Below are 19,477 nucleotides of genomic sequence, written 5' to 3'. Positions count from 1 at the left end.
CGAGTCAGTCAGCTAGATAGTTAGTTGCAGGAGAACATGATGAACGATCAACTCCCTTCGCCGCTCGATCACTGGGACGACACCACGCCGGTGTGGACGCCGTTCCGTTCGGCCCCGCATTCGCATTGATCGCGGCTGAGTCGTCGGCCGGTACTTAGCGGCGCGGCACGCCGTCGCGCCATTCGCCCCAGTGCGTCACGATGTCCTGCACGAGCGGATTGCCCGCGCGATACAGGTTTTCGGTTGCCGGGGCGAAGCCGCCCTGGTCCGCGTAGTTCAGCAGGTTGTCGGCGCTCGTCTGCCCCGCATACGGCCGGTCGAAATCGGACCCGGTACGCAGCACCGCGACGCGCGACAGGTCGACCCGCTTCACGCTCGCCGCGCGCTTGAGCGCTTCATACGTCGCGTTGTCTTCCTGCGCGGTCATGCAGTACGTGCCCTTGCCGTCGGTCAGGATCTTCGTCCACTGGCGCGCGCGCTCGCCGATCAGCGTGCCCGAGAACCACGTGTTGCCCGATGACGTGTCGCACTGGATCACCGTCGGCGGCCGGTTCGCCGGCGCGTAGTTGAACTTCGCGCGTGCGGCCTGCGCCTGCGCGCTGTCGGCGAGCACGACGTTGCGCGACAGTGCGACCGCGGCGTCGGTCAGCTGCGGGTTGAGCTGGAACACCTCGGTGCGATAGTCGAGCGGCGGCTTGTCGTTCGGGCTCTTCGTGTTGATGCCGAGGAAGCCGGTATTCCAGCCGGCCGGAATCTCGCGTGCATCGAGCTCCCACTGCAGGCTGAAATCGACGAGGTATTTCGACCACGCGGCCGAACCGACCGTGCCTTGCGCAGGGTCGACACCCGCGATGCCGGAGATCAGGAAATACGTGCGGCGCAGGTCGAAGCGCTGCGAGAACGTGAGCGCCATGATCGTCGCCGACGCGTTCGCATAGCCCATGCCGGTCGTGACCACGCACACGTCCTGCTTGTTGCAATGCACGTTCGGATAGTCGGGCGACAGGCCGGGCACGGCGATGTCGCGCCACGGGCCGAGCCGGTCGAGCCAGGCCTGGCCCTCCGGACCGAACATCGTAATGATCATGACCTTGACCGGGCGGCCCTGTGCACCGGTCTCGGCGAATGCATTGTTGCCCGCGTTGTTGCCCTGGTTGTCCTGCGCGATCGACGGCGCGGTCGCACAGGCTGCGAGCGAGAATGCAGCGGCGGAAAGAATGGAGCGAGTCAGCATCGGCGTTCCTTGTTTCGATGATGTTGGGTGAGAACGGCTCTCGTAGACTGCGCGTCGGAGTATAGAACGCGCGTGCCCGATGCGGAACCCGACTACGAAACGGCGACGGTGCGTCGGTGCGGGTCCGCTACGCGCGGGAATGACGAAGGAAATGGTCTCCGCGCGTCGACACACCATCAGGATTACTATCCGGTTGATCGACTCCAACACGTCAATCGCACTGGCACGCGCGTAACCCGGCGAACCGCTACAACCGCGCCAGCCCCGCCACCCCGTAACCCAGCACGACAAGCGCGGCGACCACATGGCTCGCCGCGAGCAGCGCCGGCGACTTCACGATCCGGCCGATCACGCTGCCGCCGAATGCGAACACGAGCTGCCCCGCGAGGCTGCCGGCAAACACGCACGCAGCACCCAGCAGCCAGTGTCGATGCGCACCGGCGGCAGCCGTTGCATAGCCATAAAACAACAGGATCGTGAGCGGGTTCGCCAGCGTGACGAAGAACATCGATGAAAACGGGCGGCTGCCTGGCGGCCGTGCATCACCGTCGAACGTACGGCGGCGATCCCGCAGTGCCTGCCACAGCATCCGCGCGCCCATTGCGAGCAGCACGAGCGCGCCGATCAGCCGAAACAGCGACAGATGGGCGGCGAGCGTGCTCGCGAGCATCGCGCCAAGCGTGAATGCGACGACCGCATAGCAGCCATCGGCCGTCGCGACACCCACCGCCGCGCGCACGCCGCTTGCGGTGCCGGCGCGCATCCCGTAGTTCGCGATCATCAGCGCAACGGGCCCGACCGACAGCGCGATCATCAGCCCGAACAGGAAGTCGTTCATCGGTCGTCGATGCCTTCTCGGTGGAAGGCATCGATTCTAGCGACCGCAAAAAATCGTGTATGCCGCTTGAACGTCACGCGACGTCGACGCGTGCGGGCCCGTCCACCATCTCGCCGATCACGCCCGCGCGGTCGAAGCCGTCGGCACGGAAGCACGCGAGCACGTCGTCGACGGCCTCCGGTGCGCACGCGACCAGCAAGCCGCCCGACGTCTGCGGGTCGGTCAGCAGCGCCTGCGCGACGGGCGGCAGCGTAGCGGCCAGTTGCACGTCCGCGCCGTACGCGGCCCAGTTGCGGCCCGACGCGCCGGTGAACACGCCATCGGCGACGAACGCCTCGACGCCCGCGAGCCATGGCAGCGACGCATAGTGCACGCGCGCGGTGAGGTGCGCGCCGCGCGCCAGCTCGAGCGTATGGCCGAGCAGCCCGAAGCCCGTGACGTCAGTCAGCGCATGCACGCCCGGCAACGCGGCGAGTTCGGCGCCCGGCCGGTTCAGCTTGGTGGTCGTCGCGACCATCTGCGCATAGCCGTCGGCATCGAGCTGGTTCTTTTTCAGCGCGGCGGACAACACGCCGACGCCGAGCGGCTTGCCGAGCACGAGCACGTCGCCCGCGCGCGCGGCCGCATTGCGCTTCACGCGCGACGGATGCACGACGCCGATCGCGGCGAGCCCGTAGATCGGCTCGACCGAATCGATCGAATGGCCGCCCGCGACCGGGATGCCGGCGTCCGCGCATACCGATTCGCCGCCGCGCAGCACGGCCGCGATCGTCTCGTGCGGCAGCACGTTGATCGGCATGCCGACCAGCGCGAGCGCGAGGATCGGCTTGCCGCCCATCGCATAGACGTCGGACAGCGCGTTGGTCGCGGCGATGCGGCCGAAGTCGAACGGATCGTCGACGATCGGCATGAAGAAGTCGGTGGTCGCGACGATCGCCTGCTCGTCGTTGAGGCGGTAGACGGCCGCGTCGTCGGACGTCTCGGTGCCGACCAGCAGATCCGGGAACAGCGCGGGCGGCGTCGCGCGCTTCAACAGCTCGGACAGCACGCCCGGCGCAATCTTGCAGCCGCAGCCGCCGCCATGTGACAGGCTCGTGAGGCGCGGAACGGCAGGCTGGGCTTGGGTGGCTTCGGTCATGGTCGGCATCCGGTGAATAACAACACGCCATTATCGACAATTCCTTGCGAGTGCGCCCGATACCCACATAATGATCGCGCCGCCTCCGCTCCCGCCCCTGTCCGCCGCTTCGTCCATGGACCACCTCTTCATCGGCCTCGTGCTGTGCTCCGCGTTGCTGCACGCGATCTGGAATGCCTTCCTCCATGTCAGCGAAGACCGGCTCGTCCAGCTCGGCGCGATGTCGCTGCCGTATTTCGTGTTCGGCGTCGCCGGCGCCGCGCTGCTGCCCGCGCCGGCGCCTGCCGCGTGGCCGTACGTCGCCGGGTCGGCCGCGCTCGAGGTCGCGTACTGCTTCACGCTGGCGCGCGCATATCGCAGCGGTGAATTCGGACAGATCTACCCGATCGCACGCGGGATTTCTCCGCTGCTCGTGTCGGTACTCGCGCTCGCGATCCTGCACGAGCGGCCGACGCCGTTCGGCTTCGCGGGCATCGCACTCGTGTCGTTCGGCATCATGTCGCTCGCGCTGCGGCGCGGCTTCCGGTTCTCCGGCGAAGGCGTGCCGTTTGCGCTGCTCACGGGCGTGTTCATCGCCGCCTATTCGATCTGCGACGGCATCGGCTCGCGCGTATCCGGCAGCGCGCTCGGCTACATCGCGTGGGTGTACGTGCTGTGGAGCGTGCCGCAGTTCGTGCTGGTCTGCGCGGTGCGGGGCGGCCCGCGCGCGGTGCTCGGCTCGCGCACCGCGCTCACGCAGGGCGCGATCGCCGGCACGATCTCGCTCGCGGCGTACGGGATCGTGATCCTCGCGTACCGGTACTTGCCGGTCGGAACGGTGTCCGCGCTGCGCGAAACGAGCTCGATCTTCGCGGTCGCGATCGGCTGGCTCGTGATGCGCGAGCGGCCCGGCGCGCAGCGGCTCGCCGCGTGCGCGCTGGTGGTGGCGGGCGCGGCGCTGATCCGGCTGTAAGCGGAAAGCGCGCGCGCTCGCGGCTTGCCGGCGCGTCAGAACTTGTGGCGGATGCCCGTCACCGCGACGATCTGCGTGCGCGTGCTCGACGGATTCGAGATTCCTTCGATCGCGGCCACCGTGTTCGACGACGCACGCTGGTAGAACGCGTTTACGTAGATATCGGTGCGCTTCGACAGGAAATACTGTGCACCGACGCTCGTCTGCAGGTAGTGCGAACTCGGCTTCGGCCCCTGCGACGCGAGCACCTGCGTGTAGGTTTCGCCGAGCGCGAACTGCAGCGCGGGCGTCATCAGGTAGCGCACGCTGCCCTCGTAGTTGTTGAAGCGCATCGCGCCGCCCGTCTGCAGATTGAACAGCGAGCTCGTGTAAAGCAGCCCGAACGTCGCGGCGCCCCACGCATACGCGCCGCCCGCGCCCCAGATCTGCTGGCGCGTCACGCCCTTGATGAACGTGTAGTAGTTGTCGGATGCCGCCGCGCCGGTGGTGTCGAGCGCCGGATGATCGACGCGCACGTAGGCCGCACCGAGTTGCAGCGGCCCGTTCTCGTAGCTCGTACCGATGCTCCACACGCGGTTTTGCGCGAACGACGTCGAATTCGAGAAACCGTACAGGCCGACCGCGCGCAAGCCGTACCAGGTGGGCGTCTGGTACTGCACCGCGTTATTGGTGCGGAACGTGTTGTTCAGGTCGTCGGTGTCGAACGGATGCAGCGCGTACTGCGTGAGCGCGGTGGTCGCGCCGATCTGCAGCGGCTCCAGCACTTCCTGCGCCGCGTTGTACTGGCGACCCATCGTCAGCGTGCCCCAGCGGTCGTTTTCCAGCCCGACGTACGCGCGGCGCCCGAACAGCCGGCCGCCCTGGCTCGCGGCGCCGCTCTCGATGTTGAAGCCGTTCTCGAGCCGGAACACCGCGCGCGTGCCGCCGCCGAGGTCTTCCTTGCCGAGCAGCCCGAAGCGCGTGCCCTGCTCGTTGCCGCCGGTCGCCTGCCACGCGGCATGCCCGTTCTGGTTGTTCGTGTACGTGATCCCCGAATCGACCACGCCGTACAGCGTCACGCTCGACTGCGCATGCGCGTGCATCGCACCCGCCGCCGATGCGAGTCCCGCCAGCGCGACCGCCATTCCTTTTCGCTTCATCTCCGACCCTTTTATCAATTGAATATGGGGAGCGATTTTGTTCGCTCGAAACGTGTTTTATTGAATAAAACATCGTCTTATTCATTGTCGAATTCGTCGATTTGAAGCGTCAAGCGATGCCAAAAATCACACATGGGAGTCGAATACCCCTGAATCACCAGGCGTTTTAAAGAATGAAACAAGCCCAATAACCACGGGCATTTCAGCCCGATCACGATGTGCAATCCCGGTATCGCAAAAAGCCCTTGACCGCGATTTTCAGTCGTTGTGAAATATTGATACGCTGTTTTAATGATTAAAACAAACGCACGAGACGCTTCGAGAAACTAGGTAAAGAACCTGATCCCCATGCTGACGTTTAATTGCAACAACGCGACTGCCGGCGCATCGCCTGCGTATTTCGTCGCGACGCCGACGGTGCCGGCCCTGCCGATCGTCGTCGACTCGCCGCACAGCGGCATCGCGTATCCGCCGGACTTCGCCACCGTCGCGCCCGATGACGCGATCCGCACGACGTGGGACGCGTACGTCGACGAACTGTGGGCCGGCGCGCCGGCGCGCGGCGGCACGCTGCTCGGCGCGACGTTTCCGCGCGCGTACATCGATCCGAACCGCGCGGAAACGGACATCGACGCAACGCTGCTCGCCGAACCGTGGCCCGAGCCGCTGTCGCCGCAGCCGTACACGCAGCGCGGGATGGGGCTGATCCGGCGCGACGCGCTGCCCGGCGTGCCGCTGTACGACCGCAAGCTGTCGCTCGAAGCAGTCCGCAACCGGATCGACGCGTACTACCTGCCGTACCGCCGCGCGCTCGCCGGCATCGCCGAGCCGCTGCACGCCGCGCACGGCGCGCTGTGGCATATCGACTGCCATTCGATGAAGTCGCGCGGCAACGCGATGAACGTCGACGCGGGCGCATGGCGGCCGGACGTCGTCGTCAGCGACCGGCGCGGCACGACCGCCGACCCGGCCTTCACCGCGTGGACCGCGCAGTGGTTCGCCGACGCCGGCTATCGCGTGCAGGTCAACGACCCGTACCAGGGCGGCGACCTGCTGACCGCGCTCGCCGATCCCGCGCGGCAGCGCCACAGCATCCAGATCGAATTCAACCGCGCGCTGTACATGGATGAGGCCGCATTCACGAAACACGCGGGCTTCGCCACGCTGAAGCGCTCGGTCGATGCGTATCTCGATGCACTCGCCGATTACGTTCGCGCGCGCATCGCGCCGCAGGGAGACCCCGCATGACGACCTACATCGTCGACGCCGTCGACAGCGCGCTGAAGCTGCTGACCTACGTGGCCGAGCATCCGAACCTCGGCGTGACCGAACTCGCGTCGCAGCTCGGCATCAACAAGTCGCGCACGTACCGGATGCTGTGCACGCTCGAACTGCATCGCTTCGTCGTGCAGGACCCGCGCACGTCCACCTATGCGCTCGGCCCGCAGGCGTTCGTGATCGGCGTGGCCGCGTCGCAGCAGAACGCGCTCGTGCGCGCCGCGCACCGGCACATGCTCGCGCTCAACCAGGCGATCAACGAGACCATCGTGCTGCGCGTGCGCGAAGGGCTCGAATCGGTGTGCGTCGCGCGCTGCGAAACGACGCACGCGGTGCGCACCGTCGGCGCGGTCGGCAACCGCCGGCCGATCAATTTCGGCGCATCGGGCAAGGTGCTGCTCGCATTCGCGCCCGACGCGGTGCGCGACGACTATCTCGCGCAACTGCGCCGAAACGGGCACGCCGACGATCCGGCGAAGCTCGCCGGCGAACTCGATGCGGTCGCGCGCAAGGGCTACGCGGTGAGCAGCGGCGAGGTGACGCCCGGCGCGGTCGGGATCGCGGTGCCGGTGCGCGACCTGACGGGTGCGACGGTCGCCTCCGTCAGCGTGACGGGGCCCGAGGTGCGCGTGAGCCACGCCGACATCCCCGACTATCTCGAGCGCCTGCAGGCATGCAGCCTCGCCATTTCCGCCGAACTCGGCTACGTCCCGGCGCGCGCCGCGCTGCAACCGGCCTGACGGCCCGCTCCTTCTTCGACGAGGATCCGATGTCCGCCTCTTCCCCGAACCCGGCCGGCGCACGCGCCGCCGACGCCACCGCGCTCGCGGCGCCTGCTGACGCATCGACCCACGACGCGACCGGCAATGCGTCCGGCGACGCATCGGCCCACGCCGGCCGCGCGCCGCATCCGCACGGCAAGATGCTGCATCCGGTCGTGATGATGCTGTGGGTGCTGGCCGTCGCGATCGCACTCACCTGGATCGTCGATTCCGGCCGTTTCGAGCGCAACGGCCGGCTCGTCGTGCCGGGCACCTATCACGTGGTGCCGAAGACCACGGCGCTCACGACGCTCGTTGCACCAGCAGTCAGCCACAGCACGCCCACGCATGCGATGCCCGCGAGCCTCGTCTCGGCATTCGTCGCGATACCGGAAGGATTGCTGAAGAATGCGCCGCTGATCGTGATGGTGATGTTCGTCGGCGGGATGTTCGGCGTGATGCGCCGCACCGGCGTGGTCGACGCGGGCATCGACCGGCTGCTGCAGCTCACCGGCAACAATGCGTACCTGCTCACACCGATGCTGATGATCCTGATCGGGCTCGGCAGCACGCTACTCGGCTTCATCTCCGAGTACCTCGTGATCATTCCGATGGTGGTCGTGATCGCGCGGCGCCTGGGTCTCTCCGACCTGTTCGCGGTCGCACTGGTCGCGCTCGCCGCGAAGATCGGCTATATCGCGTCGGTGACGAACCCGCTCGCGCTGGCCGTCGCGCAGCCGCTGGTCGGCGTGCCGCTGTTCAGCGGCGTCGCGCTGCGCGCGGCCGTGTTCGTCGTCTTCCTGACGATCGGCATCCTGTACCTGCTGCGCTACGTGCGCAGCACCGGCTATCGCGCCGGGCAGACCGCCGCGGGCCACGCCGCGCACGCGGCCGCGAAGCTGTCGCTGCGCCACAAGGCGACGCTGGTCGTATTCGCCGCAGCGGTCGCGATGCTGATCTACGGCACGCGCGAACTGAAGTGGGGCAACGTCGAGCTGGCGGCGTTCTATACGTTCGTGAGCCTCGCGACGGCCGTGATCGGCGGGCTCGATTCGCGCAGTGCGGCGGACGCGTTCGTCGACGGGATGAAGAACATGATCCTCGCGGCGCTGTTGATGGGGCTCGCCGCTTCCGTCGAACTGCTGCTGCAGAACAGCCTCGTGCTCGACACGCTGATCAACTTCTTCACGCGGCTCGCGGACGGGCAGTCGCCGGTGTGGGTCGCGAACGGGCTGATGGGGGTGCAGATGGTGCTCGACGTGTTCATTCCGTCGGTGTCGGGCAAGGCCGCGGTCAGCATGCCGATCATCGGGCCGATCGCGCAGCTCTCCGGCGTGAGCGGCCAGACGTCGGTGCTCGCGTTCGTACTCGGCGGCGGGCTGACGAACCTCGTCACGCCGACGTCCGGGATGCTGCTCGCGTATCTGGCAACCGCACGCGTCGATTTCGGTGCGTGGATCCGCTTCGTGCTGCCGCTGTTCCTGACGCTGCTCGCGCTGTCGTGCGTCGTACTGACGTTCGCGGTGTGGATCGGGTATTGAGGTTCACGGCAGGGTCTGCACAACGCGCGTGCTCTTCGCGGTGCGCAGCGCACGCCGCCGTCCGGTATCGATGGCCGCGACGGCCATCGCCACGCGATACCGCCACCGAATGCGCCGCTCAAGCCACCTCGACCACCCGACCAAACGCCCGCTCGTCGATCGCCTCGGCGAGCGTCGCGAACGCGGTCGCGATCTCGTCCTCCGGCACGCACGCATACCCGAGCAGCAACCCCGACGCCGCACGGTCGCGATCCGCGTAATACCCCGACAACGGCCGCACGACGATATTGCGTTCGAGCGCGGCCTGCGCGACCGCGCGATCGTCGACGCCGTCCGGCAACTGCGTGACCAGATGCAGCCCCGCATCGCTGCCGAGCGCGTGCAGCGTGTTGCCGTAGCGTTGCGCGACCGCGTCGAGCAGCACCTCGCGACGCTGCCCATATAACGTGCGCATCTTGCGGATATGCGACACGAAGTGCCCTTCCGCGATGAATTCGGCCAGCACCGCCTGCTGCAGCAACTGTCCTTCGCGATACAGCTCGGCGCTGGCGGTCGCGAAACTTTCCGCGAGCGGCTCCGGCGCAACCAGATAACCGACCCGCAGCCCCGGGAACAGCGTCTTGCCGAAGCTGCCGACATAGATCACCTGCCCGGCCGTATCGAGACCCTGCAGCGACGCGAGCGGCCGGCTGCCGTAGCGGAATTCGCTGTCGTAGTCGTCCTCGATGATCCAGCAGCCGTGCTGGCGCGCGTATTCGAGCAGCATCCGCCGCCGCGCGAGGCTCATCACCATCCCGAGCGGATACTGGTGCGACGGCGTGACCAGCATCAGCTTCGGCGGTTCGGCGAGATCGGCGGCCGATGGCGCGATGCCTTCGTCGTCGACCGGGATCGGCCGCGTCGTCAGCCCCGACACGTTCAGCACGCTGCGCACGCCCCAGTAGCACGGATCCTCGGTCCAGATTGCATCGCCCGGGTCGGTCAAGAGCCGCACCGCCAGGTCGATCGACTGGTGGATACCGGTCGTGATCACGATCTGCTCGGGCGTGCAGCGCACCGAGCGCGACGTGCGCAGGTAGTCGGCCAGCGCCTCGCGCAACAGCGCGAGCCCGCCGCCCGGCGCGTAGGTCAGCAGGTCGGGGCGCAGGCGCCGCCAGTACTTGTTGTGCAGCCGCGTCCACACGCGCGCCGGAAATCGCGACACATCGGGCACGCCCGGCATGAACGCGCCGCCCTGCCGCTTCGACACGCCGGCGCCTTCGACGAGCCGCGTGCCGCGCGCGGACAACCGCCGCGCGGACGGCTGCACGAGCGCCGGGCGCGCGGCGGCCGCGTCGGTCGGCGCGCCGACGATCTCGTCCGGCGCGCTGTCGGCGACGAACGTGCCGCGGCCGGTCGCCGAGTTCACGTAACCTTCGAGTGCAAGCTGCTCGTAAACCTGCGTGACCGTGTTGCGCGCGATCCCGAGCTCGGCGGCCAGGAGCCGCGACGACGGCACGCGCGTGCCGGCCGGCAGTTCGCGCGACAGGATCGCCTGTTGCAGCAGCCGATGAAGCTGCCGGTAGATCGGCTGTTCGCCGCCGCGCACGAGGCGCTGCGCCAGCCAGTCCGACAACACGCTCGCGCGCATGATTGGCTCCTGAATATTTATTGAAATGGCTCTGATTGCCAGAGCCAAATGTGATTATAGTCGCCTCCATGGGCGGTCGAAGCGCCCGATTTCTACTCACCGGACAGAACATCAAGGAGATGACCGTGAAGAATGCCGACCTGCAGGCCCGCAAGAACGCCGCCACCCCGCGCGGCGTTGGCGTGATGTGCGATTTCTACGCAGCCCGCGCCGAGAACGCGGAACTGTGGGATGTCGAAGGCCGCCGCTTCATCGATTTCGCCGCCGGCATCGCGGTGCTGAACACCGGCCACCGCCACCCGAAGATCGTCAAGGCGATCGCGGATCAGCTGAACAACTTCACGCACACCGCGTACCAGATCGTCCCGTACGCGTCGTACGTCGAGCTGGCTGAAAAGATCAACGACCGCGCGCCGGGCGATTTCCCGAAGAAGACCGCGTTCTTCACGACCGGCGCGGAAGCCGTCGAGAACGCGATCAAGATCGCGCGCGCAGCGACCGGCCGTCCGGGCGTCATCGCGTTCTCGGGCGGCTTCCACGGCCGCACCATGATGGGCATGGCGCTGACCGGCAAGGTCGCCCCGTACAAGCTGAACTTCGGCCCGTTCCCGGGCGACGTGTTCCACGCCCCGTACCCGAACGCCGTGCACGGCGTGACGACCGCCGACTCGATCAAGGCGATCGAGATGCTGTTCAAGGCCGACATCGATCCGAAGCGCGTCGCCGCGATCATCTTCGAACCGGTCCAGGGCGAAGGCGGCTTCAACCCGGCGCCGGCCGAATTCGTGCGCGCACTGCGCAAGATCTGTAACGAGCACGGCATCCTCCTGATCGCCGACGAAGTGCAGACGGGCTTCGCGCGTACCGGCAAGCTGTTCGCGATGCAGCACTACGACGTGCTGGCCGACCTGATCACGATGGCGAAGAGCCTTGCCGGCGGCATGCCGCTGTCGGGCGTCGTCGGCCGTGCGGACGTGATGGACGCGGCAGCGCCCGGCGGCCTGGGCGGCACGTACGCGGGCAACCCGCTGGCCGTCGCGTCGGCGCACGCGGTGCTCGAGATCATCGACGAAGAGAAGCTGTGCGAGCGCGCGACGCAACTCGGCGACGTGCTGAAGGCGAAGCTGAACGCCCTGCAGGCCGACGTGCCGCAGATCGCCGACGTGCGCGGCCCGGGCGCGATGATCGCGGTCGAGTTCCTGAAGCCGGGCTCGGGCGAGCCGGATGCGGAATTCACGAAGCGCGTGCAGACGCGTGCGCTCGAGCGCGGCCTGCTGCTGCTCGTGTGCGGCGTGTACTCGAACGTCGTGCGCTTCCTGTTCCCGCTGACGATCCCGCAAGCCGTGTTCGACGAAGCACTCGTGATCCTCGAGGAAGTGCTGAAGGAAACGGTCGGCGTGCCGGCCTGAGTGTCCGTCGACTTCATCCACTGAATGCGCCGCCGCCGTCTTCATGACGGCGGCGGCCGTTTCATCCGTCCTTTTCGAAGCAGGTGATTCATATGAGCACGGTTCAGGAAACCCTGGCACTGAAAGACCCGTCGCTGTTCCGCCAGCAGGCGTACGTCAACGGCGAATGGCAAGGCGCGACGAACGGCGAGACGTTCGAAGTCCGCAACCCGGCGACGGGCGGCCTGCTCGGCACGGTGCCGGCGATGGGCACGGCCGAGACGCGTCACGCGATCGAAGCCGCGAACGCCGCCTGGCCGGCGTGGCGCAAGAAGACCGCGAAGGAGCGTGCGGTCGTCCTGCGCAAGTGGCACGACCTGATGATGGAAAACGCCGACGACCTCGCGCTGATCCTCACGACCGAACAAGGCAAGTCGCTGGCCGAAGCGAAGGGCGAGATCGGCTATGCCGCCTCGTTCCTCGAGTGGTTCGCGGAAGAAGGCAAGCGCGTGTACGGCGACACGATCCCGACGCCGGCGAGCGACAAGCGCATCGTCGTGACGAAGGAAGCGATCGGCGTGTGCGCGGCGATCACGCCGTGGAACTTCCCGGCGGCGATGATCACGCGCAAGGTCGGCCCGGCGCTTGCCGCAGGCTGCCCGATCGTCGTGAAGCCGGCCGAGGCGACGCCGTTCTCCGCACTCGCGATGGCCGTGCTGGCCGAGCGCGCGGGCGTGCCGGCCGGCGTGTTCAGCGTCGTCACGGGCGACCCGAAGGCGATCGGCGGCGAGCTGACGTCGAACCCGATCGTGCGCAAGCTGTCGTTCACCGGCTCGACGCCGGTGGGCCGCCTGCTGATGTCGCAATGCGCGGCGACGGTCAAGAAAGTGTCGCTGGAGCTCGGCGGCAACGCACCGTTCATCGTGTTCGACGACGCCGACCTCGATGCGGCCGTGCAGGGCGCGATTGCATCGAAGTACCGCAACAGCGGCCAGACCTGCGTGTGCACGAACCGCTTCTACGTGCATGAAGCCGTGTACGACCAGTTCGCGCAGAAGCTCGCGGCAGCCGTCGGCCAGCTGAAGGTGGGCCGCGGCACGGAGCCGGGCGTCACGCAAGGTCCGCTGATCAACGAAGCCGCCGTGCTGAAGGTCGAGGCGCACATCGAGGACGCGCTCGCGAAGGGTGCGACCGTCGTGACGGGCGGCAAGCGCCACGCGCTTGGCCACGGCTTCTTCGAGCCGACCGTGCTGACGGGTGTCACGCCGGCGATGAAGGTCGCGAAGGAAGAGACGTTCGGGCCGCTCGCACCGCTGTTCAAGTTCGGCAGCGACGACGAAGTGATCCGCCTCGCGAACGACACCGAGTTCGGCCTTGCCGCGTACTTCTACAGCCGCGACATCGGCCGCGTGTGGAAGGTGGCGGAAGCGCTCGAATACGGGATGGTCGGCGTGAACACGGGCCTGATCTCGAACGAAGTCGCGCCGTTCGGTGGCGTGAAGCAGTCGGGCCTCGGCCGCGAAGGCTCGCACTACGGCATCGACGACTATGTCGTGATCAAGTACCTCTGCCTCGCCGTCTGACGGTTCAGGGCCTGGCGCTTCGGCGACAGGCCCTGACCGCCCGGCCGGAACCGGGCGGTCCGACGCGGGCCGGCGTCCCTCTCTCTCCGTCGTGCCCGCGTCACTTCTTCCACCGCTCATCACCGAAACACGTTAACCGCCTCCACCAGTCGCGTCGCCTGCTGCTTCAGGCTCTCCGACGCCGCCGTGCTCTGCTCGACCAGCGCCGCGTTCTGCTGCGTGATGTTGTCCAGATGCACCACCGCCTGGTCGACCTGCGCAACCCCCGTGCTCTGCTCGGCCGTTGACGAGCTGATCTCCGCGATCAAATCCGACACGCGCTTCACCTGCGTGACGATGTCTTCCATCGTCTTGCCCGCGCCATCGACGATCCGTGCGCCCGATTCGACCCGCTCGACACTCGCACCGATCAGCGTCTTGATCTCCTTCGCCGCATTCGCGCTGCGTTGCGCAAGCGCCCGCACCTCACCCGCAACCACCGCGAAACCGCGCCCCTGATCGCCGGCCCGCGCCGCCTCCACCGCGGCGTTCAGCGCAAGGATGTTGGTCTGGAACGCGATGCCGTCGATCACGCCGATGATGTCCGAGATCTTCCGCGAGCTGGCCGTGATGTCGTTCATCGTCGCGACCACCTCGCTCACCGCCTGCCCGCCGCGCTCGGCCGCGTCGCTCGCCGATACCGACAACTGGTTCGCCTGCAGCGCCGTCTCCGCATTGCTCGACACGGTCGCCGTCATCTCGGCCATCGACGCGGCCGTCTGCTGCACGCTCGTCGACGCCTGCTCGGTGCGCGCGCTCAGGTCGTTGTTGCCCTGCGCGATCTCGTTGCTCGCGCGCTGCACGTTCAACACCTGTTCGCTGACGTCGTCGACGAGCCAGCGGAACATCAGGCCGAGCTGGTTGATCGTGCGCAGCGTCATCCCGATTTCGTCGACGCGATTCATCCGCACGCCGCTGCGGCTTTCGCCGGTCGCCACGCGCAGCGCCTCGTCGCGCAACTGCATCAGCGGGCGCGCAATCTGTGCATCGAGCCACAGCCCCGCGGCAGCCGCCGCGCCGGCCGTCACACCGGCAAATGCCGCGAGCCCGCCGCCGGCCAGCCCGCACGCCCAGCCGCCAGCCACCACGACCGGCGCGAGCACGCACAGCGACGCATGGAGCCGCGCGCGCACCGACATCGTCTGGAACAGCGACGTGAATCCGGCCACGCCCTTGCGGACGATCAGCCCCTTGTGAAAATGCCGGTTGCCGGCGTGCCCTTCACGGAATTCCTTGTAGAGCGCCTCCGCAGCCGCGATCTCGTCGCGCGTCGCCTTCGTGCGCACCGACATGTAGCCCTTCGGCTGGCCGTTACGCATCACCGGAATCGCATTCGCGCGCACCCAGTAGTGGTCGCCGTTCTTGCGGCGGTTCTTCACGAGCGCGGTCCACGGCTCGCCGCCCTTGAGCGTCGCCCACATGTCGGCGAACGCCTCCTTCGGCATGTCCGGGTGGCGCACGACGTTGTGCGGCTGGCCTTCGATCTCTTCGGGGGAAAATCCGCTGACCTGGATGAAGGCCGCGTTCGCGTAGGTGATGTAGCTGTTCGCGTCGGTGGTCGACATCAGGGTCGCGTCATCGGGAAAATCGAATTCGCGTTGCGTGACGGGCTGGTTGTTGCGCATGGTGTGGGGCTCCGGGTAACGGATCTTGCGTCCGCTTGTCGATTGATTCGAGACGCCGCGCATGACGGCCTGTCCGCATGCACGTTGGTCTTACCCCTGCGCTTTCGGCAAATTCCACGAAAACATTATGGTGTATTCGGGAAAATATGCATTAGAAAAGCATTATCTTGTTTTTACCGAAAACATTGTTTATGGATGAAACTAAACACCATGACTGGCAACGGTTTGGTGGATATTCATCTGACGATTTAACGTAATTCGCCTGAATTGATCCAAATCAAAAACGTGAAATCTTGAATACGAATATTTCTCGTTTTCCGCATTTTCAATGAATCGAAAAACCTGAACGCGCATTGCGCGCGTCAACCCGGATGGTTTGATTTGGCGCGCACGTCACGTGCGCGCCCCGACGATCACCGGAACACGTTCACCGCATCCACCAGCCGCGTCGCTTGCTGCTTCAGGCTCTCCGACGCCGCCGTGCTCTGCTCGACCAGCGCCGCGTTCTGCTGCGTGATGTTGTCCAGGTGCACGACCGCCTGATCGACCTGCGCAACCCCCGTGCTCTGCTCGGCCGTCGACGAGCTGATCTCCGCGATCAAATCCGACACGCGCTTTACCTGCGCGACGATATCCTCCATCGTCTTGCCCGCCTCGTCCACGCGGCGCGCGCCCGATTCGACCCGCTCGACGCTCGCGCCGATCAGCGTCTTGATCTCCTTCGCCGCATTCGCGCTGCGCTGCGCGAGTGCCCGCACTTCACCCGCGACCACCGCGAAGCCGCGCCCCTGTTCACCCGCGCGTGCCGCTTCCACCGCCGCGTTCAGCGCAAGAATGTTGGTCTGGAACGCGATGCCGTCGATCACGCCGATGATGTCGGCGATCTTGCGCGAGCTGGCCGTGATGTCGCTCATCGTCGTGACAACCTCGCCCACCGCCTGCCCGCCGCGCCCCGCCGCCTCGCTAGCCGACATCGCGAGCCGGTTCGCCTGCAGCGCGGTCTCCGCGTTGCTGTCGACGGTCGCCGTCATCTCGGCCATCGACGCGGCCGTCTCCTGCACGCTCGACGCCGCCTGCTCGGTGCGCGCGCTCAGGTCGTTGTTGCCCTGCGCGATCTCGTTGCTCGCGCGCTGCACGTTGTGAACCTGCTCGCTGACGTCGTCGACGAGCCAGCGGAACATCAGCCCGAGCTGGTTGATCGTGCGCAGCGTCATGCCGATCTCGTCGACACGGTTCATCCGCACGCCGCGCCGGCTTTCGCCGGTCGCGACGTTCAGCGCCTGGTCGTGCAGTCGCTTCAGCGGACGCACGATCTGCGCATCGAGCCACAGGCCGGCCGCCGCCGCCACGCCGACCGTCACGCCGGCAAATGCCGCGAGCCCGCCGCCCGCCAGCCCGCATGCCCAGCCCGCGCCAACGACCACCGGCGCGAGCACGCACAGCGCCGAGTGCACGCGCGCGCGCACCGACATCGTCTGCGACAGCGACGCGATGCGCAGCAGCCCCGTACGGATCACCAGCCCCTTGTGAAACCGGCGCTGGCCGGCCTTGCCTTCGCGGAACGCGCGATACAGCGCGTCGGCGGCCGCGGACTCGTCGTGCGGCGCCTTCGTCCGCACCGACATGTAGCCTTGCGGCTCACCGTTTCGCATCACCGGAATCGCGTTCGCACGCACCCAGTAGTGGTCGCCGTTCTTGCGGCGGTTCTTCACCAGCGCGGTCCAGGGCTCGCCGCGCCTGAGCGTCGCCCACATGTCGGCAAACGCTTCGCGCGGCATGTCCGGGTGGCGCACCGCGTTGTGCGGCTGGCCGACGAGTTCCTCGTTCGTGAAGCCGCTCACCTGCGCGAACGTCGTGTTGGCGTACGTGATGATGCTGTCTGCGTCGGTCGTCGACATCAGCGTGACGTCGTCGGGAAAATCGAATTCCTGGTGGGTAACGGGCTGGTTGTTGCGCATGCAAGGCTCCGAAAAGCGGATCTGACGTCCGCGTCGCGCTGACTTCACGCTCAGTAGCCGAAAAACGGTTTATCGCTTTACGACGGTCTTCACTTACTGTCGGCATATTGGGGAAAAACCTTACCCTTTTATCGCATAAAATATTCAATTCGGCGGTCGCCATGATTTCGATCAAATAATCCGGCAATATTCGCTGCGCGTGTTCATCCACATGTCACGCCGCACCGCCCCGCCTGGCCGCACGGCACGCCGACGCCGCCGGCCGTTGCACGCGGCGAAACGATTCCGTCTATCCTGCTCCATTCAATCGGTATTCGAATTCGATGAAAAAGGCATTGCACGAACTGAATCGGCTGTCCTGGAATACGGCGACAGTCGCGCATAACAGTCATAAAGGCGATCAGGCCGCATTTTTCCGCGCAGGCGGCTCGACGCTCTTCCCGGAAGAACGCGAACTGCTCGGCGACGTCAGCGGGCTGCGGCTGCTGCACCTGCAGTGCAACGCGGGGCAGGACACGCTGAGCCTCGTGCGCGACGGCGCGGACGCGACGGGCGTCGACATCTCCGACGAAGCGATCGCCTTCGCACGGCAACTGTCGGCCGACGCGGGCCTGCCCGCACGCTTCGAGCGCGCCGACGTGCTCGACTGGATGCCCGAGGCCGCCGCGCGCGGCGAACGCTTCGATCGCGTGTTCACGTCGTACGGCGCGATCTGCTGGCTGTCCGACCTGAACGCGTGGGCCCGCGGGATCGCCGCGCTGCTCGCGCCCGGCGGCCGTTTCGCGATGGTCGAATTCCATCCGTTCGCGCTGTATTTCGACGAACACTGGAAGCCGCACTACGACTATTTCAAAGGCGATGCGACCGAGGAGCCGGCAGGCGTCGGCGATTACGTTGCCGCATCCGGCACGGGCCTCGGCGCGCAGCACGACCATCCGGGCGTCGTCGATTTCGCGAACCCGCATCCAAGCTACGAGTTCATGTGGGGTATCGGCGAAGTCGTGAACGCGCTCGTATCGGCCGGGCTCGCGATCGACCGCCTGACCGAATATCCGTACGCGAACGGCTGGAAGGGCTTCGACGGCATGCGCGAGCTGGACGGCCGCCGGATGGTGCCGCCCGATCACATGCCGCGCCTGCCGCTGATGTATGCGATCGCCCCGCACCGGGAGGCCGCATGACGCGCCGCACCGCCGCCGAACGCGACGCACTGTCCGCCCGCCTGCTCACGCGCGACGACGTGCCGCTCGTGTGGACCATCGACCGGCGCGAGATCATCGAGCACCTGTACGTGCTGCGCGATGGCGCGCTGCATCTCGTTCCCGATTTTTATGACGTCGCAGGCTGGCCCGACGGCGAAGCCGACCACTACACGCCGATCCTGCTCGACTGCCACGATCGTGGCGGCTGGTGTCTCGGCATGTTCGACGGCGCGCGGCTCGTCGCGGCGGTCTTCGTCGACAGCCAGCCGCTCGGCCCGCACGGCGACATGCTGCAGTTGAAGTTCCTGCACGTGAGCCACGACTGGCGCGGCTGCGGGCTCGGCCAGCAGCTCTACCGCGCGGCCCGCGAGCAGGCACGCGCGATGGGCGCTGCGCGCCTGTATGTGTCCGCGACGCCGTCGCGGAACACGATCGACTTCTACCTGCGGCTCGGCTTCACGGTCAGCGCGTCGCCCGACCCGGCGCTGTACGCGCTCGAGCCGGAGGACATTCATCTGGAAGGACCGACGGCCTGACGCACCGGCGCGCGGGTGAAGCGTGGAATTTCCCGCTTTGCCATGGCCGCCATCGGCTATCGCCGCATCACGGAGAGCGAAATTGCAGAACGAAGCGCAGCCGCAAGCCATGCCGAAGATCCTCGTCAGCCTGTGCGTGATCGGTCATCCGGTCCGTTACAACGGCTCGGCCAAGACCGCCGCACATGAGGCGCTCGAACGGTGGCAGCGCGAAGGGCGTCTCGTGCCCGTCTGCCCCGAACTGGCCGGCGGCTTCAGTGTGCCGCGCCCGCCCGCCGAAATCGCCGGCGGCGAATCGGGGCAGCGGGTGCTGGCAGGCGCCGCGCGTATCGTCGACGTGAATGGAACGGACGTGACGGCGCCGTTCGTATCCGGCGCGCACACCGCGCTGGCCCTTGCGCGCGCGCATGATTGCCGCTTCGCGATCCTCGCCGACGGCAGTCCGTCGTGCGGCAGCACGTTCATTTATGACGGGAGTTTCGAGAATCGGCGGCACGCGGGTGCCGGTGTCACGGCGGCGTTGCTGCGCGAGCATGGCATCGAAGTGTTCGCGGACACCGAGATCGACGCGCTCGATGCGCGCCTCAAGCAGTTGTCGCAGGCCGGTTAACGACGATGCGCGGCACGAGAACCCT

16 protein-coding genes are annotated in these 19,477 nt (G+C 67.0%); 9 read left to right on the top strand and 7 right to left on the bottom strand.

The window, feature by feature from the left end; all coding sequences use genetic code 11:
- Positions 1-154 precede the first annotated feature (154 nt).
- From CFB34_RS05490 to selD, 3 genes are all read right to left on the bottom strand, one after another.
- Entirely contained in the window at positions 155-1,234 is a 1,080-nt protein-coding gene (locus tag CFB34_RS05490; RefSeq protein WP_089441541.1) for a purine nucleoside permease, read from the bottom strand.
- Between the two features lie 247 nt (positions 1,235-1,481).
- On the bottom strand, positions 1,482-2,072 hold the full coding sequence (locus CFB34_RS05485) for a LysE family transporter (protein WP_089441540.1): 591 nt from the start codon (positions 2,070-2,072) through the stop codon (positions 1,482-1,484).
- A gap of 73 nt (positions 2,073-2,145) precedes the next feature.
- The gene (selD, locus tag CFB34_RS05480) at positions 2,146-3,210 is read right to left on the bottom strand and encodes a selenide, water dikinase SelD (protein WP_076841442.1); all 1,065 of its coding nucleotides are present in this window, start codon (positions 3,208-3,210) and stop codon (positions 2,146-2,148) included.
- A 115-nt stretch (positions 3,211-3,325) separates the two neighbouring features.
- Here selD and CFB34_RS05475 point away from each other — a divergent pair, with 115 nt between their 5' ends.
- Positions 3,326-4,162 carry a DMT family transporter gene (locus CFB34_RS05475; RefSeq protein WP_089441605.1) on the top strand — a complete coding sequence of 279 codons (837 nt, stop codon included), beginning with the start codon at positions 3,326-3,328 and terminating at the stop codon, positions 4,160-4,162.
- A 35-nt stretch (positions 4,163-4,197) separates the two neighbouring features.
- Here the strand turns inward: CFB34_RS05475 and CFB34_RS05470 are convergent, their stop codons facing one another.
- Entirely contained in the window at positions 4,198-5,301 is a 1,104-nt protein-coding gene (locus CFB34_RS05470; RefSeq protein ID WP_179243772.1) for a porin, read from the bottom strand.
- Between the two features lie 348 nt (positions 5,302-5,649).
- On the opposite strand from CFB34_RS05470, the gene CFB34_RS05465 reads away from it, so the two are divergent.
- Genes CFB34_RS05465 through CFB34_RS05455 form a run of 3 tightly spaced genes read left to right on the top strand, consistent with a single transcriptional unit; the run spans position 5,650 to position 8,881 of the window.
- Positions 5,650-6,549: an N-formylglutamate amidohydrolase gene (locus tag CFB34_RS05465; protein ID WP_089441538.1), complete on the top strand. Its 900-nt coding sequence runs from the start codon at positions 5,650-5,652 to the stop codon at positions 6,547-6,549.
- The gene (locus CFB34_RS05460; RefSeq protein WP_089441537.1) at positions 6,546-7,319 is read left to right on the top strand and encodes an IclR family transcriptional regulator; all 774 of its coding nucleotides are present in this window, start codon (positions 6,546-6,548) and stop codon (positions 7,317-7,319) included. Before CFB34_RS05465 ends, CFB34_RS05460 begins: the two co-directional genes overlap by 4 nt.
- 29 nt (positions 7,320-7,348) lie before the next feature.
- On the top strand, positions 7,349-8,881 hold the full coding sequence (locus CFB34_RS05455; RefSeq protein ID WP_089441536.1) for a YfcC family protein: 1,533 nt from the start codon (positions 7,349-7,351) through the stop codon (positions 8,879-8,881).
- A gap of 118 nt (positions 8,882-8,999) precedes the next feature.
- Here the strand turns inward: CFB34_RS05455 and CFB34_RS05450 are convergent, their stop codons facing one another.
- Positions 9,000-10,511 (bottom strand): PLP-dependent aminotransferase family protein, encoded by a 1,512-nt coding sequence (locus tag CFB34_RS05450; RefSeq protein WP_089441535.1) that lies wholly within the window; start codon positions 10,509-10,511, stop codon positions 9,000-9,002.
- A gap of 125 nt (positions 10,512-10,636) precedes the next feature.
- Between CFB34_RS05450 and CFB34_RS05445 the strand changes: the two genes are divergently transcribed.
- Positions 10,637-11,920, top strand: a complete 1,284-nt coding sequence (locus CFB34_RS05445) for a 4-aminobutyrate--2-oxoglutarate transaminase (RefSeq protein WP_083266220.1) — start codon at positions 10,637-10,639, stop codon at positions 11,918-11,920.
- Between the two features lie 92 nt (positions 11,921-12,012).
- Positions 12,013-13,482 (top strand): NADP-dependent succinate-semialdehyde dehydrogenase, encoded by a 1,470-nt coding sequence (gabD, locus tag CFB34_RS05440; RefSeq protein WP_021156413.1) that lies wholly within the window; start codon positions 12,013-12,015, stop codon positions 13,480-13,482.
- A gap of 119 nt (positions 13,483-13,601) precedes the next feature.
- Here gabD and CFB34_RS05435 read toward each other — a convergent pair whose 3' ends face one another.
- Positions 13,602-15,146, bottom strand: a complete 1,545-nt coding sequence (locus CFB34_RS05435; protein WP_089441534.1) for a PAS domain-containing methyl-accepting chemotaxis protein — start codon at positions 15,144-15,146, stop codon at positions 13,602-13,604.
- Between the two features lie 413 nt (positions 15,147-15,559).
- Positions 15,560-17,104: a PAS domain-containing methyl-accepting chemotaxis protein gene (locus CFB34_RS05430; RefSeq protein ID WP_089441533.1), complete on the bottom strand. Its 1,545-nt coding sequence runs from the start codon at positions 17,102-17,104 to the stop codon at positions 15,560-15,562.
- A 323-nt stretch (positions 17,105-17,427) separates the two neighbouring features.
- Here CFB34_RS05430 and CFB34_RS05425 point away from each other — a divergent pair, with 323 nt between their 5' ends.
- The 3 genes from CFB34_RS05425 to CFB34_RS05415 all read left to right on the top strand — a co-directional run bounded on the left by CFB34_RS05425 (position 17,428) and on the right by CFB34_RS05415 (position 19,452).
- Positions 17,428-18,285: a class I SAM-dependent methyltransferase gene (locus CFB34_RS05425; RefSeq protein ID WP_089441532.1), complete on the top strand. Its 858-nt coding sequence runs from the start codon at positions 17,428-17,430 to the stop codon at positions 18,283-18,285.
- Positions 18,282-18,842, top strand: coding sequence for an N-acetyltransferase (locus CFB34_RS05420; RefSeq protein ID WP_089441531.1), 561 nt, complete (start codon positions 18,282-18,284; stop codon positions 18,840-18,842). The genes CFB34_RS05425 and CFB34_RS05420 overlap by 4 nt, the downstream gene beginning before the upstream one ends.
- Positions 18,843-18,924: 82 nt before the next feature.
- On the top strand, positions 18,925-19,452 hold the full coding sequence (locus CFB34_RS05415; protein ID WP_089441530.1) for a DUF523 domain-containing protein: 528 nt from the start codon (positions 18,925-18,927) through the stop codon (positions 19,450-19,452).
- Positions 19,453-19,477 lie beyond the last annotated feature (25 nt).

It is taken from the genome of Burkholderia sp. HI4860 (assembly GCF_002223045.2).
Lineage (GTDB): Bacteria > Pseudomonadota > Gammaproteobacteria > Burkholderiales > Burkholderiaceae > Burkholderia.
The sequence above is the reverse complement of the archived record's forward strand: the minus strand, read 5'-3'. Positions and strand labels throughout refer to the sequence as shown.